The organism is Lentibacillus saliphilus, from assembly GCF_019093865.1.
In the GTDB taxonomy this organism is placed as follows: domain Bacteria; phylum Bacillota; class Bacilli; order Bacillales; family Amphibacillaceae; genus Lentibacillus_B; species Lentibacillus_B saliphilus.
This window is the reverse complement of the sequence record NZ_JABJXD010000002.1, coordinates 348,512-366,288: the sequence shown is the minus strand read 5'-3', so window position 1 is coordinate 366,288 and position 17,777 is coordinate 348,512. Positions and strand designations below refer to the sequence as shown.

Annotated in this window: 17 protein-coding genes; 8 read left to right on the top strand and 9 right to left on the bottom strand. The window is 45.1% G+C overall.

The window, feature by feature from the left end:
- Positions 1 to 62: 62 nt before the first annotated feature.
- The 4 genes from HPC67_RS05930 to HPC67_RS05915 all read right to left on the bottom strand — a co-directional run bounded on the left by HPC67_RS05930 (position 63) and on the right by HPC67_RS05915 (position 5,456).
- Positions 63 to 1,034, bottom strand: a complete 972-nt coding sequence (locus HPC67_RS05930; RefSeq protein WP_217586536.1) for a Gfo/Idh/MocA family protein — start codon at positions 1,032 to 1,034, stop codon at positions 63 to 65.
- Positions 1,031 to 1,735 carry a hypothetical protein gene (locus HPC67_RS05925; protein WP_217586535.1) on the bottom strand — a complete coding sequence of 235 codons (705 nt, stop codon included), beginning with the start codon at positions 1,733 to 1,735 and terminating at the stop codon, positions 1,031 to 1,033. The genes HPC67_RS05930 and HPC67_RS05925 overlap by 4 nt, the downstream gene beginning before the upstream one ends.
- A gap of 14 nt (positions 1,736 to 1,749) precedes the next feature.
- Positions 1,750 to 2,583, bottom strand: coding sequence for a sugar phosphate isomerase/epimerase family protein (locus HPC67_RS05920; protein WP_217586534.1), 834 nt, complete (start codon positions 2,581 to 2,583; stop codon positions 1,750 to 1,752).
- Positions 2,584 to 2,966: 383 nt separating this feature from the next.
- Positions 2,967 to 5,456: a family 10 glycosylhydrolase gene (locus HPC67_RS05915; protein WP_217586533.1), complete on the bottom strand. Its 2,490-nt coding sequence runs from the start codon at positions 5,454 to 5,456 to the stop codon at positions 2,967 to 2,969.
- A 436-nt stretch (positions 5,457 to 5,892) separates the two neighbouring features.
- On the opposite strand from HPC67_RS05915, the gene HPC67_RS05910 reads away from it, so the two are divergent.
- From HPC67_RS05910 to HPC67_RS05875, 8 genes are all read left to right on the top strand, one after another.
- Positions 5,893 to 6,939, top strand: coding sequence for a Gfo/Idh/MocA family protein (locus HPC67_RS05910; protein ID WP_217586532.1), 1,047 nt, complete (start codon positions 5,893 to 5,895; stop codon positions 6,937 to 6,939).
- A 63-nt stretch (positions 6,940 to 7,002) separates the two neighbouring features.
- Entirely contained in the window at positions 7,003 to 7,677 is a 675-nt protein-coding gene (locus HPC67_RS05905; protein ID WP_217586531.1) for a hypothetical protein, read from the top strand.
- On the top strand, positions 7,677 to 8,651 hold the full coding sequence (locus HPC67_RS05900) for a Gfo/Idh/MocA family protein (RefSeq protein WP_217586624.1): 975 nt from the start codon (positions 7,677 to 7,679) through the stop codon (positions 8,649 to 8,651). Before HPC67_RS05905 ends, HPC67_RS05900 begins: the two co-directional genes overlap by 1 nt.
- A gap of 27 nt (positions 8,652 to 8,678) precedes the next feature.
- Entirely contained in the window at positions 8,679 to 9,563 is an 885-nt protein-coding gene (locus HPC67_RS05895) for an ROK family protein (protein WP_217586530.1), read from the top strand.
- A 1-nt stretch (position 9,564) separates the two neighbouring features.
- Positions 9,565 to 10,719 carry an N-acetylglucosamine-6-phosphate deacetylase gene (gene nagA / locus HPC67_RS05890; protein WP_217586529.1) on the top strand — a complete coding sequence of 385 codons (1,155 nt, stop codon included), beginning with the start codon at positions 9,565 to 9,567 and terminating at the stop codon, positions 10,717 to 10,719.
- Between the two features lie 149 nt (positions 10,720 to 10,868).
- Complete coding sequence (locus HPC67_RS05885; RefSeq protein ID WP_217586528.1) at positions 10,869 to 11,324, top strand: hypothetical protein; 456 nt, start codon at positions 10,869 to 10,871, stop codon at positions 11,322 to 11,324.
- Between the two features lie 471 nt (positions 11,325 to 11,795).
- Positions 11,796 to 12,185, top strand: a complete 390-nt coding sequence (locus tag HPC67_RS05880) for a hypothetical protein (protein ID WP_217586527.1) — start codon at positions 11,796 to 11,798, stop codon at positions 12,183 to 12,185.
- 17 nt (positions 12,186 to 12,202) lie between these two features.
- On the top strand, positions 12,203 to 13,597 hold the full coding sequence (locus HPC67_RS05875) for an NAD-dependent succinate-semialdehyde dehydrogenase (protein ID WP_217586526.1): 1,395 nt from the start codon (positions 12,203 to 12,205) through the stop codon (positions 13,595 to 13,597).
- 71 nt (positions 13,598 to 13,668) lie between these two features.
- Here the strand turns inward: HPC67_RS05875 and HPC67_RS05870 are convergent, their stop codons facing one another.
- From HPC67_RS05870 to HPC67_RS05850, 5 genes are all read right to left on the bottom strand, one after another.
- Positions 13,669 to 14,298 carry a hypothetical protein gene (locus HPC67_RS05870; protein ID WP_217586525.1) on the bottom strand — a complete coding sequence of 210 codons (630 nt, stop codon included), beginning with the start codon at positions 14,296 to 14,298 and terminating at the stop codon, positions 13,669 to 13,671.
- Positions 14,299 to 14,309: 11 nt separating this feature from the next.
- A complete protein-coding gene (locus tag HPC67_RS05865) occupies positions 14,310 to 15,353 on the bottom strand; it encodes a nuclease-related domain-containing protein (RefSeq protein WP_217586524.1) in 1,044 nt (347 codons plus the stop codon).
- 112 nt (positions 15,354 to 15,465) lie between these two features.
- Positions 15,466 to 16,074, bottom strand: coding sequence for a hypothetical protein (locus HPC67_RS05860; protein WP_217586523.1), 609 nt, complete (start codon positions 16,072 to 16,074; stop codon positions 15,466 to 15,468).
- A gap of 120 nt (positions 16,075 to 16,194) precedes the next feature.
- Positions 16,195 to 16,497, bottom strand: a complete 303-nt coding sequence (locus HPC67_RS05855) for a hypothetical protein (RefSeq protein ID WP_217586522.1) — start codon at positions 16,495 to 16,497, stop codon at positions 16,195 to 16,197.
- A gap of 61 nt (positions 16,498 to 16,558) precedes the next feature.
- Entirely contained in the window at positions 16,559 to 17,575 is a 1,017-nt protein-coding gene (locus HPC67_RS05850; RefSeq protein WP_217586521.1) for a LacI family DNA-binding transcriptional regulator, read from the bottom strand.
- Between the last annotated feature and the right edge of the window lie 202 nt (positions 17,576 to 17,777).

Below are 17,777 nucleotides of genomic sequence, written 5' to 3'. Positions count from 1 at the left end.
TTATCAGATCTCATCGCAGCACTTCAATAAGGCGGCTGGCCGAACAACCAGCCCCCCTCCTTCTATAAATAAACCGGTGCTTTCTTTTCAGCAGATTCATAGGCTGCAAGAGCAATCTCCATTGCTTTCAAACCATCATAGCCGGTAATTGACGGTGTTTTACCTCGTGCTGCTCCATGAACAAAGTCTTGAATTAAACCGAAATCCATGTCAAATCCAAAGTGAACGTGATTGATCGCCTTATCCTTCCCATATTGAACAAGATGCTCACCGAAGGCATCAGCTCGGACCGTTTGTTTGGTTCCGATGACTTCAATCATCGCATCGCCCCAAGCTGGATATTCGGAAAAACGAGACCAGCTCGGATCATGAGAGGCAATGACACCGTTCGCAAATTCCAATGTCAAGATACCAGCATCATCAATGTCGATGTTATGAAAATACGAATCGACAAGTGCGTAAACTTCCTTCACTTCTTCTTTTAAATACCAACGCATAATGTCGACCATATGAACGGTATGATCAAGCACAGCACCGCCACCAGATTGTTCCTGATCAATGAACCAACCACCTGGGTTTTGACCACGATTTGTCGAGCGGAAAGCGATAATATCTCCGAGCTCCCCAGCGTCGATCATCTTTTTCACATGCTGCATGCCTGAACTAAAGCGCACCGGAAAGGCAATTTGTAATTGAACGCCTTCTTTTTCACACGTCTGAATCATCTCTTCGGCATCCGCAACCGTTGTTGCGATCGGCTTTTCACATAAAATATGCTTTTTCGCCTTGGCCGCTGCAATGACCATCTCTTTATGACGATTGTTCTCGCTACAAATAATAACCGCATCGATGTCTGTTGCGAGGAATTCCGCTTGATCAGAAAAGTAGGTCGTGTTAAAGTCCTTAGCCATTTGTTGTCCACGCGTTGCATCGTCATCATAGATACCAGCAATTTCAGCATCTGGTAGGGCCATTAAAGCTTGAGCATAGCTGTATGCGTGCATATGGGCAAAACTCATCATGCCAATTTTCATGAACGGTCACCTCCAGTTATGTCTGTATGAAGCGCTGTTAACGTCTTCAGCATGGCTGCGTCTACCTCATGCGCACAATCAAGTAATTGATCAACTGAATAAGCGAGTGGGCGTATCGAACTGACAGCTGGATAAACAGGATTTGTCGCGCTACTATCGAATTCAACGATCGTATGCATGCCACTCCATTCTAGTGCAAGGTGCTTGTCAGCCTTTTGAGAAAATGTATAATCCAAATGCGCCATCGTGCCACCACCGAAATTAACGGTCGCAATAACGTGATAAGGATCCAAGTCTCTATCAGTGCGCTTGATCCAAACGGATTCCGGTGTACCAAGAACTTGAGAAAGGACGTATAAATCTGTTGTGATCCAACTATGATGGATGCCATCCGGAATGACCCTCCTTAAACGACAAACGCCCTTTCGATCATTGTCCGTCATCATAACGTCTTTGATCTTTTGAAAAAACGGATACACCTCTAAGTCAAAATATACACGCTGTCCAATTGTGAGTTTTTCAAGGTCAAGCTGTGCGGCTGGAAGGAGAAGACGTTCATCCTCCAAATCCGCTTTTGCAATCGGGATCATATAAGTGGCGTCGCGTTCAGCTGCTTCATCGATTTGATCAATGAATTCTGTATGCACTGTTGTGCGTTGCCAATCCAAATGTGCTGGATCAGCAGCGATGATATGAGCCATATTGATACACCCTCCTATTGAATTAACTGTCTTAAACGGCGCACGGCCTCTTCATTGGCACGCTTGGCGTCTTCTAATCCTTCATATTCTATCGAGAGCCATCCATCGTAATCGATCGTTTTTAATCCTTCGACAATATAAGCTAAGTGAACCTCACCATCTCCAGGTATAACACCAATTAATTCGTCCCCTTGTAAAGAGCGAAATCCGGTTACGGTTTCGTCGGTTCGTTTTTTTCGGAAGTCTTTAAAATGTACGTGGGCAATGTCGTGCTTTAACCGGTCAAATGCCGCTTCCGGCTTTTCATGAACGAGCAAAAAGTTACCTGTGTCAAACGTTGACTTCACATAAGGGCTGTCGACTTGCTTGATAATCTCTTGAACCTGTGCGCTTTTTCCAGCTAACAAGCCATGATTTTCGATTGCTAAGAATACGCTTTCTTTTTCGGCCAGCTCAGCACTTGCCTTTAGACCTTCAACGATCCAGGCTTGGCCATCCTCATACGTCAAATCACCGGACAAATCTCCACAAAACACTCGGACAACGTTAGTACCGAGCGCCTTTGCTGTGAGAATGCCATCTTTTACGACATCTACTTCTTGCGCGCGTTCTGCTTTCGTTTCTTTAATGAAGTTATTCGTCACGTCATATGCAGACACACATAAGCCATGTTCGTCGAGCGCTGCCTTCACAGGACCAATCTCTTGAGCTTTGTCTGTCCAAAACATGTCAAGCAGCTCAACACCATCAAGGGAAATGCTGTTGGCGTAATTGATAAAATCAATAATCGACCAGTTTTCTTTTTGAATCGTAGACAACACACTATACATGCTGACGCTTACTTTCAAAATAATCCCTCCTTGGCAAACACTTATTTAATACGTCTATCACTCTTTAATTGTCATTCATTCAGAAGTGGTATCCTATCCGTTCATACAGGATAAAATCCCCTCCTTTTACCAATTAGGTGTAATCGGTCCTATTATAGCACAAAAGTAGGTTTTTTCCTCCTTGTAGCATATAATAAATGAATTTTTTATCCAAAAGTGATGAAAATTCGTTTGTTTGTCACATCATTCAATTCGAGTTTTCTTTCCCTTAATACATAAAGAACCGTTTTTTTCCTCAATAAATAAAGAACCCAGGCGTCTCCGTGACAATGTCGAGGAGCAGCGCCTGAGTAAAGTGAAAAGGTAGCGTCTGTGGTACTTCTATCATTTTGCTGAATATGCTAGATTGTGTGCGTCTGTTGCTTAAGCTTTCGTCGTCTTGAAACAACCGCCATAGCTGCTCCAGTACCTACAAATAGGAGACCGACGAGTAAAAATTGATAGATTGCTGTTGCCGTACTTGGCAAGGCTTCACCACCGCCAGCTTGATCAGCTGGTGTATTTTCTGAGCCATTTCCAGCTACTTCATCTTTGTCTTTGTTTTTGTCTTTATCCTTGTCTTTATCCTTGTCTTTATCTTTATCTTCGCCTTTATCTTCGTCTTTGTCTTGATCAGTCGGTGGCGTCACTTTTACTAAACCGTCCATGCTTGCTTGTAGTTCAGCTTTAACATGATCAAGCTGTTCAGTTGTTTTAATAAGCGGCAACGCCTCTTCTGCTTTGGCAATCGCTGCTTGCAATGCGTTGAACGATTCGGTTGTATACGTGCCAGCCTCATTTGACAAGGCTTTTGCATGAGCGATTAATGTTTCCACTGGCTCTAAATCAACTGTTGGCACCGCTTCTAAACCATCAATTGCTGATTGTAGTGCTTGTAAAGCTGCATCAACCTCTGCTTGTGACGCAAATACAGCTTCTTCGGCGGTTGTAATGGCTTCTTGCAAAGCTGCAAATGAAGCAGCTGTATACGTGCCAGCTTCATTTGAATAGTCCTTAGCTTGAGTTAATAACGCCGTAAGGTCATCTAAATAGATCGTCTCTAAACCAGCAATCGCTGTGTGCACATCCTGCCAAGCCTGGTCAACAGCTGACTGGGATTTAAAGGTTGATAACCCTGCTTCCGCTGCTGCAATTTCATCCTGCAAGTTAGCGAATGAAGCAGCCGTATACGTATAATCGTTATTCGTGAACGTCTTTGCATAATCAATTAAACTATTTAATTGTGTCACATTTAATAGTGGTGTTTGAGCACTCTCTGTGCGAATGGTATTAAATATTGACGGATCACTATGCGTTGGTGCCGCTGGGTTTTTATAAGCGTTCGCTGCCAAGGCGTCAAAGTTCGTTGGGTCTCCTACTAAATGACCAATGACCCAGTATTCAAATGCAACCGTTCCGTGTGCCCCAGCATCACGGGCAATGTCAATAACATGATTCCATTCATTCGCGGTGAGCTTGTCATGATTATCCGATGCACCGCCAATACCTGCATAAACGAGCGCTCGATCACCGATGCGTTCTAATATCCCTTTCGTCACATGACCAACCCATAGAGCACGGTCCTCTGGATAAAGGAACTCTGCTTCGCCAGCTCCAACATGATATGCCATTGGGATCATAACATCTAGTGGATAAGACAGTTTGCGATAGTCAACACCAGAATACATCGTTTCCCAGTCATCATAGCCTGGTCGTACGTATAATGCTGCACTAATCGTTAAATCGTCATTAATAGAACGGGCTTTATCCGAGAGCTTTGTGACCATATCGGCTATATTGTCACTTCTAAAATCCCACCACTCTCTAAACATATCCACATCATTCGTCGTAATATCATATGGATCGACACCGAACTGTGCTTTAAAGCGGTCACGGTTAATATCTGAGTAGCCATACACATCTGTCGACCAAGCAGTTGGATTACCTTCTAAAATATGATCAAAGATGACGTCAACCATCCCATCTGTTGGTGGGTAACGCACATGATCAAGATTCAAGCCATCAAAATCATACTTTGTCATAAATTCCTCGATGACCGATTCTAAGTATTGAACGGCTTCAGGATGACCTGGTTCAATCCAAGCCGCACTTGACGTTACTTGTTGATCACTGTCACCGATTGTAACAGTATCGCCCACTTTTAACGTTTCATATAATTTCGACCCAGTTGCGCCATGGCCAGACAACACATAACCGTTTTCTGGAATTGTCGCATCACCAACAAAGGTCTCAACACCCGTTACAACGTCATTTTCAACGATCATTTCAACACCATACGGGTTCGTTCCTGTTGTGGCACCCATTTCTGGCGTATACATAATTAATGCTTCAGCACCGCGTCCACTGTTAATGCCGGATATGTCCATCTGAGTGCCGTCATCAAAGATGAGCACCTTCGCATCAATTGTTTTCTTTGCCATTGCCCAGTCTGGGTTTTGTTGTAAAATATAAGGATTATTGAGGGTATGGAAATAAGCATGAACTTCAATTCCTTTTTCATGGGCATAATCCAATACGACCTGAACAGGATCCCATGATTTATACCGGTCCATAACTGGCAGAATGTCACTATGATATTCTGCATAGCCACCAGTTGTGTTCACCTCAAGATATATTGTATTAAAGCCTGCATCGGCAATCGTATCTACAGCTTCTATTGCATCGGCCTCGTTTTCCATGACATAATGCGGTGTCAGCCAGATGCCTCGGCCTTCTAATTGATCGATATTATCATTCGGTATGGCTGCGCTTACGTTCATTGATGAAAAAATCGGTAGCAGCATTAAGATGGTCAATAAAAAAATGATCGGTGCTTTTTTGGAAACAACCACATTGCATTCTCCTCTGCCAGTCTTTTGGTAGTCATATTTCTGATTTGTTCCTCCGAAAATAAAACGCTTTCATAAATGCAAAAAAATAAATGACTAAAACCTCTGCGCACACCATTTAAATCTCTATTAACCGATGAATATAATCACCACCTTTAAACTATAAAAAGGATTTTTTCTCTGCTCGCATTTAAAATTAAGCCACCTAGAACAATTTGTCAAGCCTTAAAATGGAATATTAAACCAATGTCACATTTACAGATCATACATGTAACAACGGTTACCTTTTCCTTCATTGACTTGAATAAGGCTTCCACTTGACAAAAATATTTTTTCCAAATAAGTTAATGTTAGGTGGAGATATTCTGCATTACTGGTTTTATAATGGTTTTGTTCTTTTGTTGAATCGATTCATTTAAATAAAAAAGGAGCTGTTTTTATGTTAAAAGTTGGCGTAATCGGAGTTGGCTCAATATCGGACATGCACATTCGGCCTTATGTGGATCGAGATGATGTTGAATTGGTTGCTTTTTGTGATTTGAACGAACAACGGTTAGCAGAAAAAGGGGCGTTATACGGCGTCAAACAGTTGCATACCGATTACAAGGAATTGTTAGCGGATACAACGATTGATGCCGTCAGCATTTGTACTTGGAACAATTCCCATGCCGAGATTGCTGTCGCGGCGATCGAAGCAGGTAAGCATGTCCTTGTGGAAAAACCGTTAGCGATGACGGTTGAAGAAGCACAGTCCGTGGAAAAGGCTGCTCAAAAAAGCGATAAAGTGGTGCAAATTGGCTTCGTTAGACGTCACCGAACGAACGCTAAAATTGTGAAGACAATGGTTGACCAAGGCGATTTTGGTGACATTTATTACGCGAAAGCATCATGCCTAAGAAGACTCGGGAATCCTGGCGGCTGGTTTAGCGATCATTCCAAATCAGGCGGTGGCCCACTGATCGATCTCGGTGTTCATATGATTGACCTATGCTGGTATTTAATGGGCAAGCCAAAGCCCGTTTCCGTTAGCGGCAATACGTACGCCAAATTAGGTAACCGCAGTCATGTGGAGCATCTATCATTCTATAAAGCTGCTGATTATGACCCGACTTTAAATGATGTAGAAGATTTGGCGAATGCTTTGATACGTTTTGAAAATGGCGCATCTTTATTTGTCGATGTCAGCTTTACGCTCCATGCTAAACAAGACGAGCTGAGTGCCCGGTTATACGGTGAAAAAGGCGGCGCAGAGCTTGAACCTGAGCTGATGCTCGTATCGGAAAAGAACAATACGATCTTGAATACAACACCACAAATTGACGAGCAAAGCTTCGATGATGCGTTCAAATGTGAAATCGATCACTTTTTAGATTGCGTCCAAAATGGCACAGCAACCATTGCACCTGTAGAAGACGGTGTTGAAATGATGAAGATGCTGAACGCAGTCTATGAATCTGCTGGAACAGGCAAGGAAATTATATTATAAGGATCATGATACGGCCCATGAAGATCTGTTTCTTTATGGGCCTATTTTACAGGAGGCAAAATGATGTCTAAACCAATTGTATTCATGAAGTCCGACCGGCTTGTTAATGCCGAGCATGTAACACGCGACGAGACACGAGTATCTATTTTACCTGCTACCGAGGACGCATTGAAAAAAGTGAACAACAACAATGACGCCTATATGCCATGGACATTGCTACCAACAAACAGATACGAGGGGTTAAATGTCTATTTTGATCTTGAAGCTTATGCATTTTTCCAACGCACAAAGGAATTAATTCAAGAAGAAGCCGATCCAAAGGGCGTTTTACGCTTTCGACGAACGGTGAAACAGCATGACCAGCGCGATATTTTTACAGGTGACCTCTATGTACTCTTGTCTCTGTTCGGGGCATTAAAACGGATTGACGTAAAACAAACACATTCATCATCACGTGTACCGTACACCATCGTTATCGCGAGCTGGAAAAATGGAACGATGGCCCATCTTGAATATACAGTGGCAGATGATGAGCGGATTGAATTGGAATGGAGCAGTACCGAGAGGATTATTGAGTTTGATAGTGAACATTTGCGACCGGTTGAAGGGTTTGACTTGGTCCCTTCCCCACTCGTTCATGAGATTAAGACAATCCTATCGACTGCTCATAAAGCGGATGCTGCACTTTTGACGCGGTTAACAGAGCTGAACGAACTGATTCATGGAGGTGACCAATGATGAAAATCGGTATGATGAGCTTTGCCCATATGCACGCTTATAGCTACGCAAACTGCTTGATGACATTGCCTGATGTTGAAATTGGCGGGATTTTTGATGACGATCCTGACCGCGGGAAAAAGATGGCTGCCGACTTTAAGACCACTTATTATTCTGATCAAACTGATTTCCTTGCCTCAGACATTGACGCCGTCATCATCTGCAGCGAAAATAACCGTCATAAAGACATGGTGATCGCCGCTGCCAAGGCAAATAAGCATATTTTATGCGAAAAGCCAATCGCAACAACAGTGGCAGATGCCAAAGAAATGATTCGTGTCTGTCAAGAAGCGGATGTCATTTTTCAAATTGCCTATCCGGTGCGGTTTAGTGCCCCGATTAGAGCGTTAAAGACGAGGATAGATGCTGGTGAACTTGGTGATATCGTTGCTTTTAGGACGACGAACCGCGGTCAAAATCCGGACGGCTGGTTTATCGATGCGGCTCAATCCGGCGGTGGTGCGGTCATTGATCATACGGTTCACATGGTCGATATTATGCGCTGGTATTCAGGGCAGGAAGTGACTGAGGTTGATGCTGTTGTCGATTCCTATTTTCACAACATCGCTGTCGACGATGCTGGCATTATGACGCTGGAATTTGCCAATGGCATCATTGCCTCTCATGATGCCAGCTGGTCAAGATTCCCAGAATATCCTGCGTGGGGCGACGTTGTAATTGAAGTCATCGGAACGAAACAAACGGTAAAAGTAAATGTTTCCAATGAACATCTCAGACATTTTACCCGAGGGGAAAAATCACTGAGCCACGTGTTTGTCGGTAATAACAAAGATTTTGATCTCATTGTCGATTTTATCGATTGTGTCACGTCTGGAGCGCGTCCGTCGATTACCGGCTTTGACGGATTGAAGTCGCTTGAGGTCGCTTTGGCTGCTTATGAATCCAATCGATTAGGGAAAAAGATTCAATTATAGGTCGGCTTTCATAGAGGAGGATGAACGATGCACATGTTAGCAATTGACATCGGTGGGACGAACATCCAGTTCGGTTTGTTTCAAGACGGTGAACTGCTTTTTTTGAAAACAATTGCCACCCCTAAAGAAGCGATATTAGAAGCGATGATTGCGGCAAGTGAGACTTTTCTGTCTGACTACCAGGCTGATATCGCTGGAATTGGCATTGCCTCAGCCGGCATTATTGATGCTGAAAACGGCGTGATCAAAAAAGCTTCGAACATACCTAGCTTGGTCGGTGTGCCAGTTAAGGCTGAAATGGAGCGCGTCTTCAATGTTCCTGTTTTTTTGAACAATGACGCCAACTGTGCTGCTTTGGCCGAGGGTGTATACGGAGCAGCACAAGGAATGAGCAGCTATGTATGTATGACCATCGGCACTGGCATTGGTGGCGGAGTCGTTTTGAATGAAAAAGTGGTGAATGGACGGAGCGGTTTTGCCGGTGAGGTCGGGCATATGACTTTATTTCCTGGTGGGTTACAGTGCCCATGCGGTAAAAAGGGCTGTTGGGAGCAATATGCATCAGGGTCTGCAATCAAACGGATGATTGCGGAACATCCAGATGGGGCTATTGCTGACTATTCACCACAGCAGGTGTTTGAGTGTGCCAGTGATAATGCGGCATGTCAGGCGATTGTTGATCAGTTCATCGATCATTTAGCAATCGGTGTCACCAATTTACAATATACGTTTGATCCAGAGGCAATTGTGATCGGTGGCGGGGTCATCGATTCCAGTGCTTATTGGTGGGACAAATTCGTGACTGTTCTAGATGAGCATGCACCGATTGAAGTTATTGTAAAGCAAGCTCAGCTTAAAAATCATGCAGGCTTGTTCGGCGCAAGCTTGCTTATCAAAAATGAAGGTGTGTAGCATGTATTATTTAAAAGGTCATGTCATTACTGAAGGTAAGATTATGACCGACCGTTTCGTCGAGGTCACTGGCGACACGATCACTTACATTGGCGATCAGAAAAGACATTCGAATTGGGACGTGTTCGACGTTGCGGACGGGTATATTTGTCCTGGTCTGATTGATATCCACATTCATGGTGTTGGCGGGTTTGATTTTATGGATCACGCATCCGCTTTTACAGAAATTACGGAGCGACTCCCTAAGCGTGGTGTTACCTCTCTTTTAGCGACATCTCGAACAGGGGCGTTGAACGACATTGAAGCATTGCTGCAAGCAGCACGAGCCCGCATCGTTTCCCAGGATTCAAAAGTGGCACAGCTCTTAGGCGTCCACTTAGAAGGGCCATGGATCAGTCAGCACTTTAGCGGTGCACAGCCAAAGCATTATATTAGACCGTTAACGTGGAGCGATGTTGAAAGGGTGATCGAACCGTTTAAAGACGTCATCTCAATGATTACACTGGCACCTGAGGAAGTAGATGATCCAACCATCATCAGCTATTTAAGTCGAGAAGGGATCAACGTATCTGCCGGCCATACGCGCGCTACTATTGATGAAATTGAAGCAGCAATCGATCATGGACTCAAGCTGACCACTCATACATTTAATGCGATGAGTCCGATTCATCATCGCAATCCTGGCACAGCCGCTGCTGCTTTATATTATGATGCTTTAACGTGCGAAGTCATCGCTGACGGCCTGCACGTTCACCCTAAAGTGATCGATTTGTTGTATAAAAACAAGGGCAAAGAGCGGATGATGCTCATCTCTGACTCAACAGGCTACGACCACCTTGAAGACGGACAATACTATTTCCGCGAAAAACATATCGTCAAAAAGGGCAACACAGTCACGTTAGACAATGGCACACTCGCCGGCAGTGCCATCACATTAGACAAGGGCTTGAAATACATCGTAGAAAACTGTTCGGTGCCACTTGAGGACGCTGTCTATATGGCGACCGAGGGCCCTTTGAATGCACTGGGCTTGAGCCATTTAAAGAAAGGGCGCATTACAGAAGGCTATTTAGCGGATATTATTATGCTGGATGTCGATCTCAACCTTAAGAAGACGATTATTAAGGGTGAAGTGGTTTATTCGGCTGAGGTGTGAGTGGTTGAGCTGCTCTTAAACTATTTACCCAAGTATAACGGCCAGAAGGAAGTCATCAAACTTGGACACTTCCTTCTTGCTTTTGGATTGCGTCGGGCTGTGGGGCGAGCGGCGTGGGCTGGTTATGCGGCTGCGTGGGCGGTTATGCGGTGGCGCGATCAGTTATACGGCTGCGTGAGCGGATATGCGGCTGCATGGATGGTTATGCGGCTGCGCTGATGGTTATGCGGCGCGTTTTTCATATATGCGTGGCGATTTGCTTATATGAGGCTGGATTTTCGTTTATGCGTTCCTTTTCTTATATATGCGGCGCATCACTGATATATGCGGTTGCTCGGTGTGCGCTAGCTCTTATCTTACTTACACAATTACAACGGCCAGAAGGAAGTCACCAAACTTGGACACTTCCTTTTGGCTTTTGGGTTGCGGCGGGCTGTGGGGCGAGCGGCGCGGGCGGCGGATATGCGGCTGCGTGGATGGTTATGCGGCGCGTTTTTCATATATGCGTGGCGATTTGCTTATATGAGGCTGGATTTTCGTTTATGCGTTCCTTTTTTTATATATGCGGCGCATCACTGATATATGCGGTTGCTCGTATGCACTAGCTTCTATCCTACTTACACAATTACAATGGTCAGAAGGAAGTCATCAAACTTGGACTCTTCCTTCTGGCTTTTGGGTTGCGGCGGGCTGTGGGGCGAGCGGCGCGGGCGGCGGTTATGCGGCTGCGTGGATGGTTATGCGGCGCGTTTTTCATATATGCGTGGCGATTTGCTTATATGAGGCTGGATTTTCGTTTATGCGTTCCTTTATTTATATATGCGGCGCATCACTGATATATGCGGTTGCTCGTATGCACTAGCTTCTATCCTACTTACACAATTACAATGGTCAGAAGGAAGTCATCAAACTTGGACTCTTCCTTCTGGCTTTTGGGTTGCGGCGGGCTGTGGGGCGAGCGGCGCGGGCGGCGGTTATGCGGCTGCGTGATCGTATATGCGGCTGCGCGAATAGTTATGCGGCGCGTTTTTCATATATGCGTGGCGATTTGCTTATATGAGGCTGGATTTTCGTTTATGCGTTCCTTTTTTTATATATGCGGCGCATCACTGATATATGCGGTTGCTCGGTGTGCGCTAGCTCGTATCCTACTTACACAAACACAAAGGCCAGAAGGAAGTCATCAAACTTGGACACTTCCTTTTGGCTTTTGGGTTGCGGCGGGCTGTGGGGGAGCGGCGCGGGCTGGTTATGCGGCTGCGTGGGCGGTTATGCGGTGGCGCGATCAGTTATACGGCGCGTTTTTCATATATGCGTGGCGATTTGCTTATATGAGGCTGGATTTTCGTTTATGCGTTCCTTTTCTCATATATGCGGCGCATCACGGATATATGCGGTTGCTCGGTATTTTGCGCCTCCTTCTCTGTTTATCTATCAACCATCCAGGGTATGGTACGATTAGATGAAAGGGAGTGGTTGAAGCATGGCAAATATGTTGACGATAAAAAATCCAGCAACAGGGGATGTTATTAATCGAATTCACTTACATTCAGAGGCTGAAATCGAGGCTGCTTTAAAGCGGTCGCATGATGCGTTTGCACCTTGGGCGTCTCGTGATGCGCACGATCGGTCTGCTTTGATCCGAGCATGGGCGGACAAGGTGAAGGCACATCAAGATGAGATTGCTGAGCTTATGACGCGTGAAAATGGCAAGCCATTGAAAGAGTCGCGTGGAGAGGTCACTTACGCAACGAATTATTTGGACTGGTATGCTGAAGAGGCGAAACGAATTTATGGTAAAACGATACCCGCCAATTCGCCGGCAAAGCGCATCATCGTATCTCGACAGCCAGTAGGGCCGGTGGCTGCGATTACGCCGTGGAATTTTCCAGTTGCAATGATGGCACGTAAAGCTGCACCGGCATTGGCAGCAGGATGTACGTTTGTCGTCAAACTCGCAAGTGATACACCGTTGTCTGGCATGCGTTTTATCGACTTGGCCTATGAAGCCGGCATTCCACGGGATGTCATTCAATATGTGAACACCTCGGGCAAAGTAGCCGGTGAGCTTTTCACCAAAAGCCCTTACGTCCGGAAAATTTCATTCACCGGCTCAACATCTGTCGGTAAAACGTTGATCCAAAACAGCGCTGATACTGTGAAGCACGTTACGATGGAGCTTGGTGGACATGCACCCGTGATCGTGGCGGAGGATGCCGATATTGATGTCGCTGTCGAGCAGACGGTGGCCAATAAATTCAGAAATGCTGGTCAGACGTGCGTGTGCGCCAATCGAATCCTCGTGCATGAATCGATTGCCGATGAATTTATCGAAAAAATTTCCGTGGCAGTCAAAGGGCTGAAGGTTGGTAATGGATTGGAAGATGGCATTGATGTGGGTCCAATTATAAATGAAGCAGGCTATGACAAAATTAAAGCCCAAGTCGATGACGCCGTTGATAAGGGCGCAGATGTAACAGCAGGCGATCAGTACACAATCGACCGAAAAAAGGGCTACTTTTTCGTTCAACCGACCGTTTTGACAGGCGTCACACTCGATATGACAATCATGCATGAGGAAACGTTCGGACCGGTTGCTCCTATTATGACGTTTTCTTCTCTGGACGATGCTATTGAAATTGCCAATGACACACCTTTCGGGCTCGCCGCCTACTTTTTCACCAACGATTATCGAACAGGCACTTATCTACATGACGCACTCGACTACGGCATCATCGGCTGGAACGACACCGGTATTTCCGCAGCCCACGCACCATTCGGCGGTATGAAGGAAAGCGGCATCGGACGCGAAGGTGCCCAAGAAGGCATTGAGCCCTATCTGGAAACAAAATACATGTCGATCGGTGGATTTGATTGAAAGAGTGGATGAATGGATGAGGAACGAATAGAGGGATAGAGGAAGTTTACCTGATCAGTAGGCTTCCTTTTTTATTTTTGAACAACATTACCAAATCGGAACGCTCGGTGACTTAAATGCGGAATAACGGGCGGGGATTGCGGAATAATACATCTACATTGCGGAATCTCAGGCGCATTGAGGAATAATACCTCATCATTGCGGAATTTCGGGCGTGTATTGCGGAATAATACCTCCGCATTGCGGAATTTCAGGCGCGCATTGCGGAATAACGCACCCTCATTGCGGAATTCCGCGCACGTATTGCGGAATAATACCTCTACATTGCGGAATTTCGGGCGTGTATTGCGGAATAATACCTCCTCATTGCGGAATTTCAGGCGCGCATTGCGGAATAACGCCCACTCATTGCGGAATTTCAGACGCGCATTGCGGAGTTTCGAGCACGTATTGCGGAATAATTCCTCTGCATTGCGGAATTTCAGGCGCGCATTGCGGAATAACGCACCCTCATTGCGGAATTTCGGGCGCGCATTGCGGAATTTCGAGCACGTATTGCGGAATAACACCACCTCATTGCGGAATTTCGGGCGCGCATTGCGGAATAATACCTCTACATTGCGGAATAACGCACCCTCATTGCAGAATAATACCACCGCTTTGCGGAATTTCGAGCGCGCATTGCAAAATAACACCGCCACTTTGCGGAATTTCAGTCATTAGGAGTTCGGCAAATCGCCTGACTACATTCCCGAGTATCTTTTGGGCAAGATGCTCTCCTGTGGAAAAATTCTAAAGGTGGTGCATGATATTTCATATTCCTGCTGACTCCTTGCCTTCTTAAGCTTAAACCTTTTAGCAAGTAGTAAATCTGATGTCTGTTCCCTAATTGAAGAAGGTGGCGACATTCTGAATTTGTAAGCGTCGGTTTATGCAGCAAAAAGAAGTCATATATTAATTGTTCATGAGCAGTTTTGCTGGTAAAACCACATTTTGAACAAACCCATTTGACAGACGGACGTTTTAAAGGATAATGACCACATTTTTCACAAGAAACGCCACTAATAAGGTGCTTATTTTCTATGTTGTATTTCTGCAATAAATTCGATTGATTGGGTGTGTGATATGTTTTAAATAGGTTATCTAGCTTATGAAGGGTTCTGCGATCTAAAACCACACGTGAATGTTTAGTCGCAATTTCATGTAATTTTTTAGGCAAAGCCTCTACATGGATGAGCTGATCAAAAGCTGTAGGGGATTCTTGCGGATTGACAATAATCGCGTTGGGGTTACTGATGACGGATAGCGTTTCGATGGGAGGAGTAGGTAGATTAAACATTTTAAGCCACTCGGCTAATTGAATTTTTTGTGCCAACGATTGCTGAATAGGATTACGTTGCCTTTTTCGTTCTGTCCCAATTGTCTGGATAAATTGATCGTGCATACTGTCATATGACAATTCGCCTGTCATATTTTTTACCTCTAGGATTAAAATGAATGTTGGTGTCACAATGAGGGTGTCAATTTGAAAAAAATAGCTGCCAAATTTTAAGCGGATATCATGATAGACTGTTGATTGTGGCAGTGGGTGAATAGAAGTAGTGTAGTCAACATTTCTCTCACCTTGATAACCAGCCGAATAATTTAAATAATCCTTCCAAATTCTTGAAATTTGACGATAGTCCGGTCTCAGTCGCCTAAATAATGCCTCGTAGCTTAAAAGTATGAATGGTTTTGTTCTGTTTTTACCATGCAAAATAGTCCCTCCTAAACAATATTTATTCAATATTCTACACCATTCTTCAAACAATCTCACGCATTAGCATTCGGAAAATTCCACTTAGAGAATCGTAAAATTCTGCATCATATTATGAAATTACACCACACTTTGTGGTATCACATCGAACTACGAATCCACTTAGCACCGTTAAGATCATACTTTGTGGAATTTCGAGCGGGGATTGCGGAATAATACATCTACATTGCGGAGTCTCAGGCGCATTGAGGAATAATACCTCATCATTGCGGAATTTCAGGCGCGCATTGCGGAATAATACCTCATCATTGCGGAATTCCGAGCGCGTATTGCGGAATAATACCTCTTCATTGCGGAATTTCGAGCGTGCATTGCGGAATAATACCTCATCATTGCGGAATTCCGAGCGCGTATTGCGGAATAATACCTCTTCATTGCGGAATTCCGAGCGCGCATTGCGGAATAATACCTCCTCATTGCGGAATTTCAAGCGCACATTGCGGAATAACACCACCTCATTGCGGAATTTCAAGCACGTATTGAGGAATAATACCTCATCATTGCGGAATTTCGAGCACGCATTGCGGAATAACACCACCTCATTGCGGAATCTCAGGCGTGCATTGCGGAATAATACCCACTCATTGCGGAATTTCGAGCGCGTATTGCGAAATAATACCTCATCATTGCGGAATTTCGAGCACGCATTGCGGAATAACACCACCTCATTGCGGAATCTCAGGCGTGCATTGCGGAATAATACCCACTCATTGCGGAATATCGACCGCGTATTGCGAAATAATACCTCATCATTGCGGAATTTCGAGCCCGTATTGCGGAATTACGCCCACTCATTGCGGAATTCCGCCCCCGCATTGCGGAATTTCGAGCACGTATTGCGGAATAACGCCCACTCATTGCGGAATTCCGCCCCCGCATTGCGGAGTTTCGAGCACGTATTGCGGAATAATCCCTCCTCATTGCGGAATTTCGAGCACGTATTGCGGCATAACACCGCCTCATTGCGGAATTTCGAGCACGCATTGCGGAATTTCGGGCGCGCATTGCGGAATTCCGCCCCCGTATTGCGGAATAATACCTCATCATTGCGGAATTCCGCCCCACATTGCGAAATTCCAACCACACAAAAAAAATCACCCACCAGATTGCGGTGGATGATTTTTTATAAATACTTCCTCGCCGTCTCACCTCGGTTGTACGGAGTCACGGTGGACGATTGTGTGTGGGATGATGATGCGTTTGGCGGGTTCGTTCTCGTTGTTCGCTTTTTCCAGCAATGCTTTGGCCGATTGGATGCCGAGCTCATAAATGTGAATGTCAACTGTTGTTAGGGCTGGGCGGGTGATTTCGGATAAATAAACGTTGTTGAAGCTAACGACTGAAATGTCATCTGGTACACGAATGCCAGCTTCTTCAAGACGGTTTAAAATTCCAAGACTGATTAGATCGTCACTGACGACGAGGCCGGTTGGTCGTTTTTCTAAAGACATTATATATTCGACGGCGCCACGTCCGCCTGATTTCAAAAACTCTGTATGGATTTTATAAGTATCATCATGATCAATGCCAGCTGCCTTTAGGGCTTGCTCGTATCCAGCTTCACGATCCTGAGTTACAATCAAGTCCGTTGATCCGCCAACAAAGGCGATATGTTCATGACCTTGCTCGATTAAATAGCTGGTAATTTCCCTGCCAGCCTTTACGTTATCGTTGTTCACATAAGTGGCTTCACTTTCATATTCAAATGGCTTTCCGACGATGACAAATGGGAAGTCATGCTCGACTAAAAAGTGTGTTACAGCATCATCGAGTCGAGAATAAAGAAGGATGACACCATCAACATAACGGCCATATACGAGGCGCTTCACCTCTTCTAAAATTTCCTCATCTGTTTGACCAGTAGATAGAAGCATCGAATATTGGGCGTCATGGATAACTGATCCGATGCCACGTAGAACTTCTGGGAAAAATGGATTTTGTAATGCCGTGTTTGCTGACGACGGCATAATAGCGGCAATGGCTTTTGTTGATTTGGCGACGAGGTTTCGCGCACTAATGTTCGGATGATATCCGAGTGCCTTCATCGCTTTTCGGACACTTTTCTTCGTTTCCTCACTAATTCGGGGATTGTCGGCGATCACTCTCGAAACGGTAGACGGTGACACACCGCTCGCTTTTGCGACATCTTTTATCGTTACCATGCTCTTAACCTCTCAGTCCTCTTGTTTTAGGGTGGATATTCGTGTGATCTTGGAGGATTGTAAATGACAGGCGACTGGGACAAAGGAGGTTTAACCAAATAAAATTTCGAACAATACGACCGCTCCGGAAATACACTTCGCTTTCCGTGGGCGGCTGGTGAGCCTCGGGCCAACAGGATGTTGGTCATGAAGGCGTTGCGAC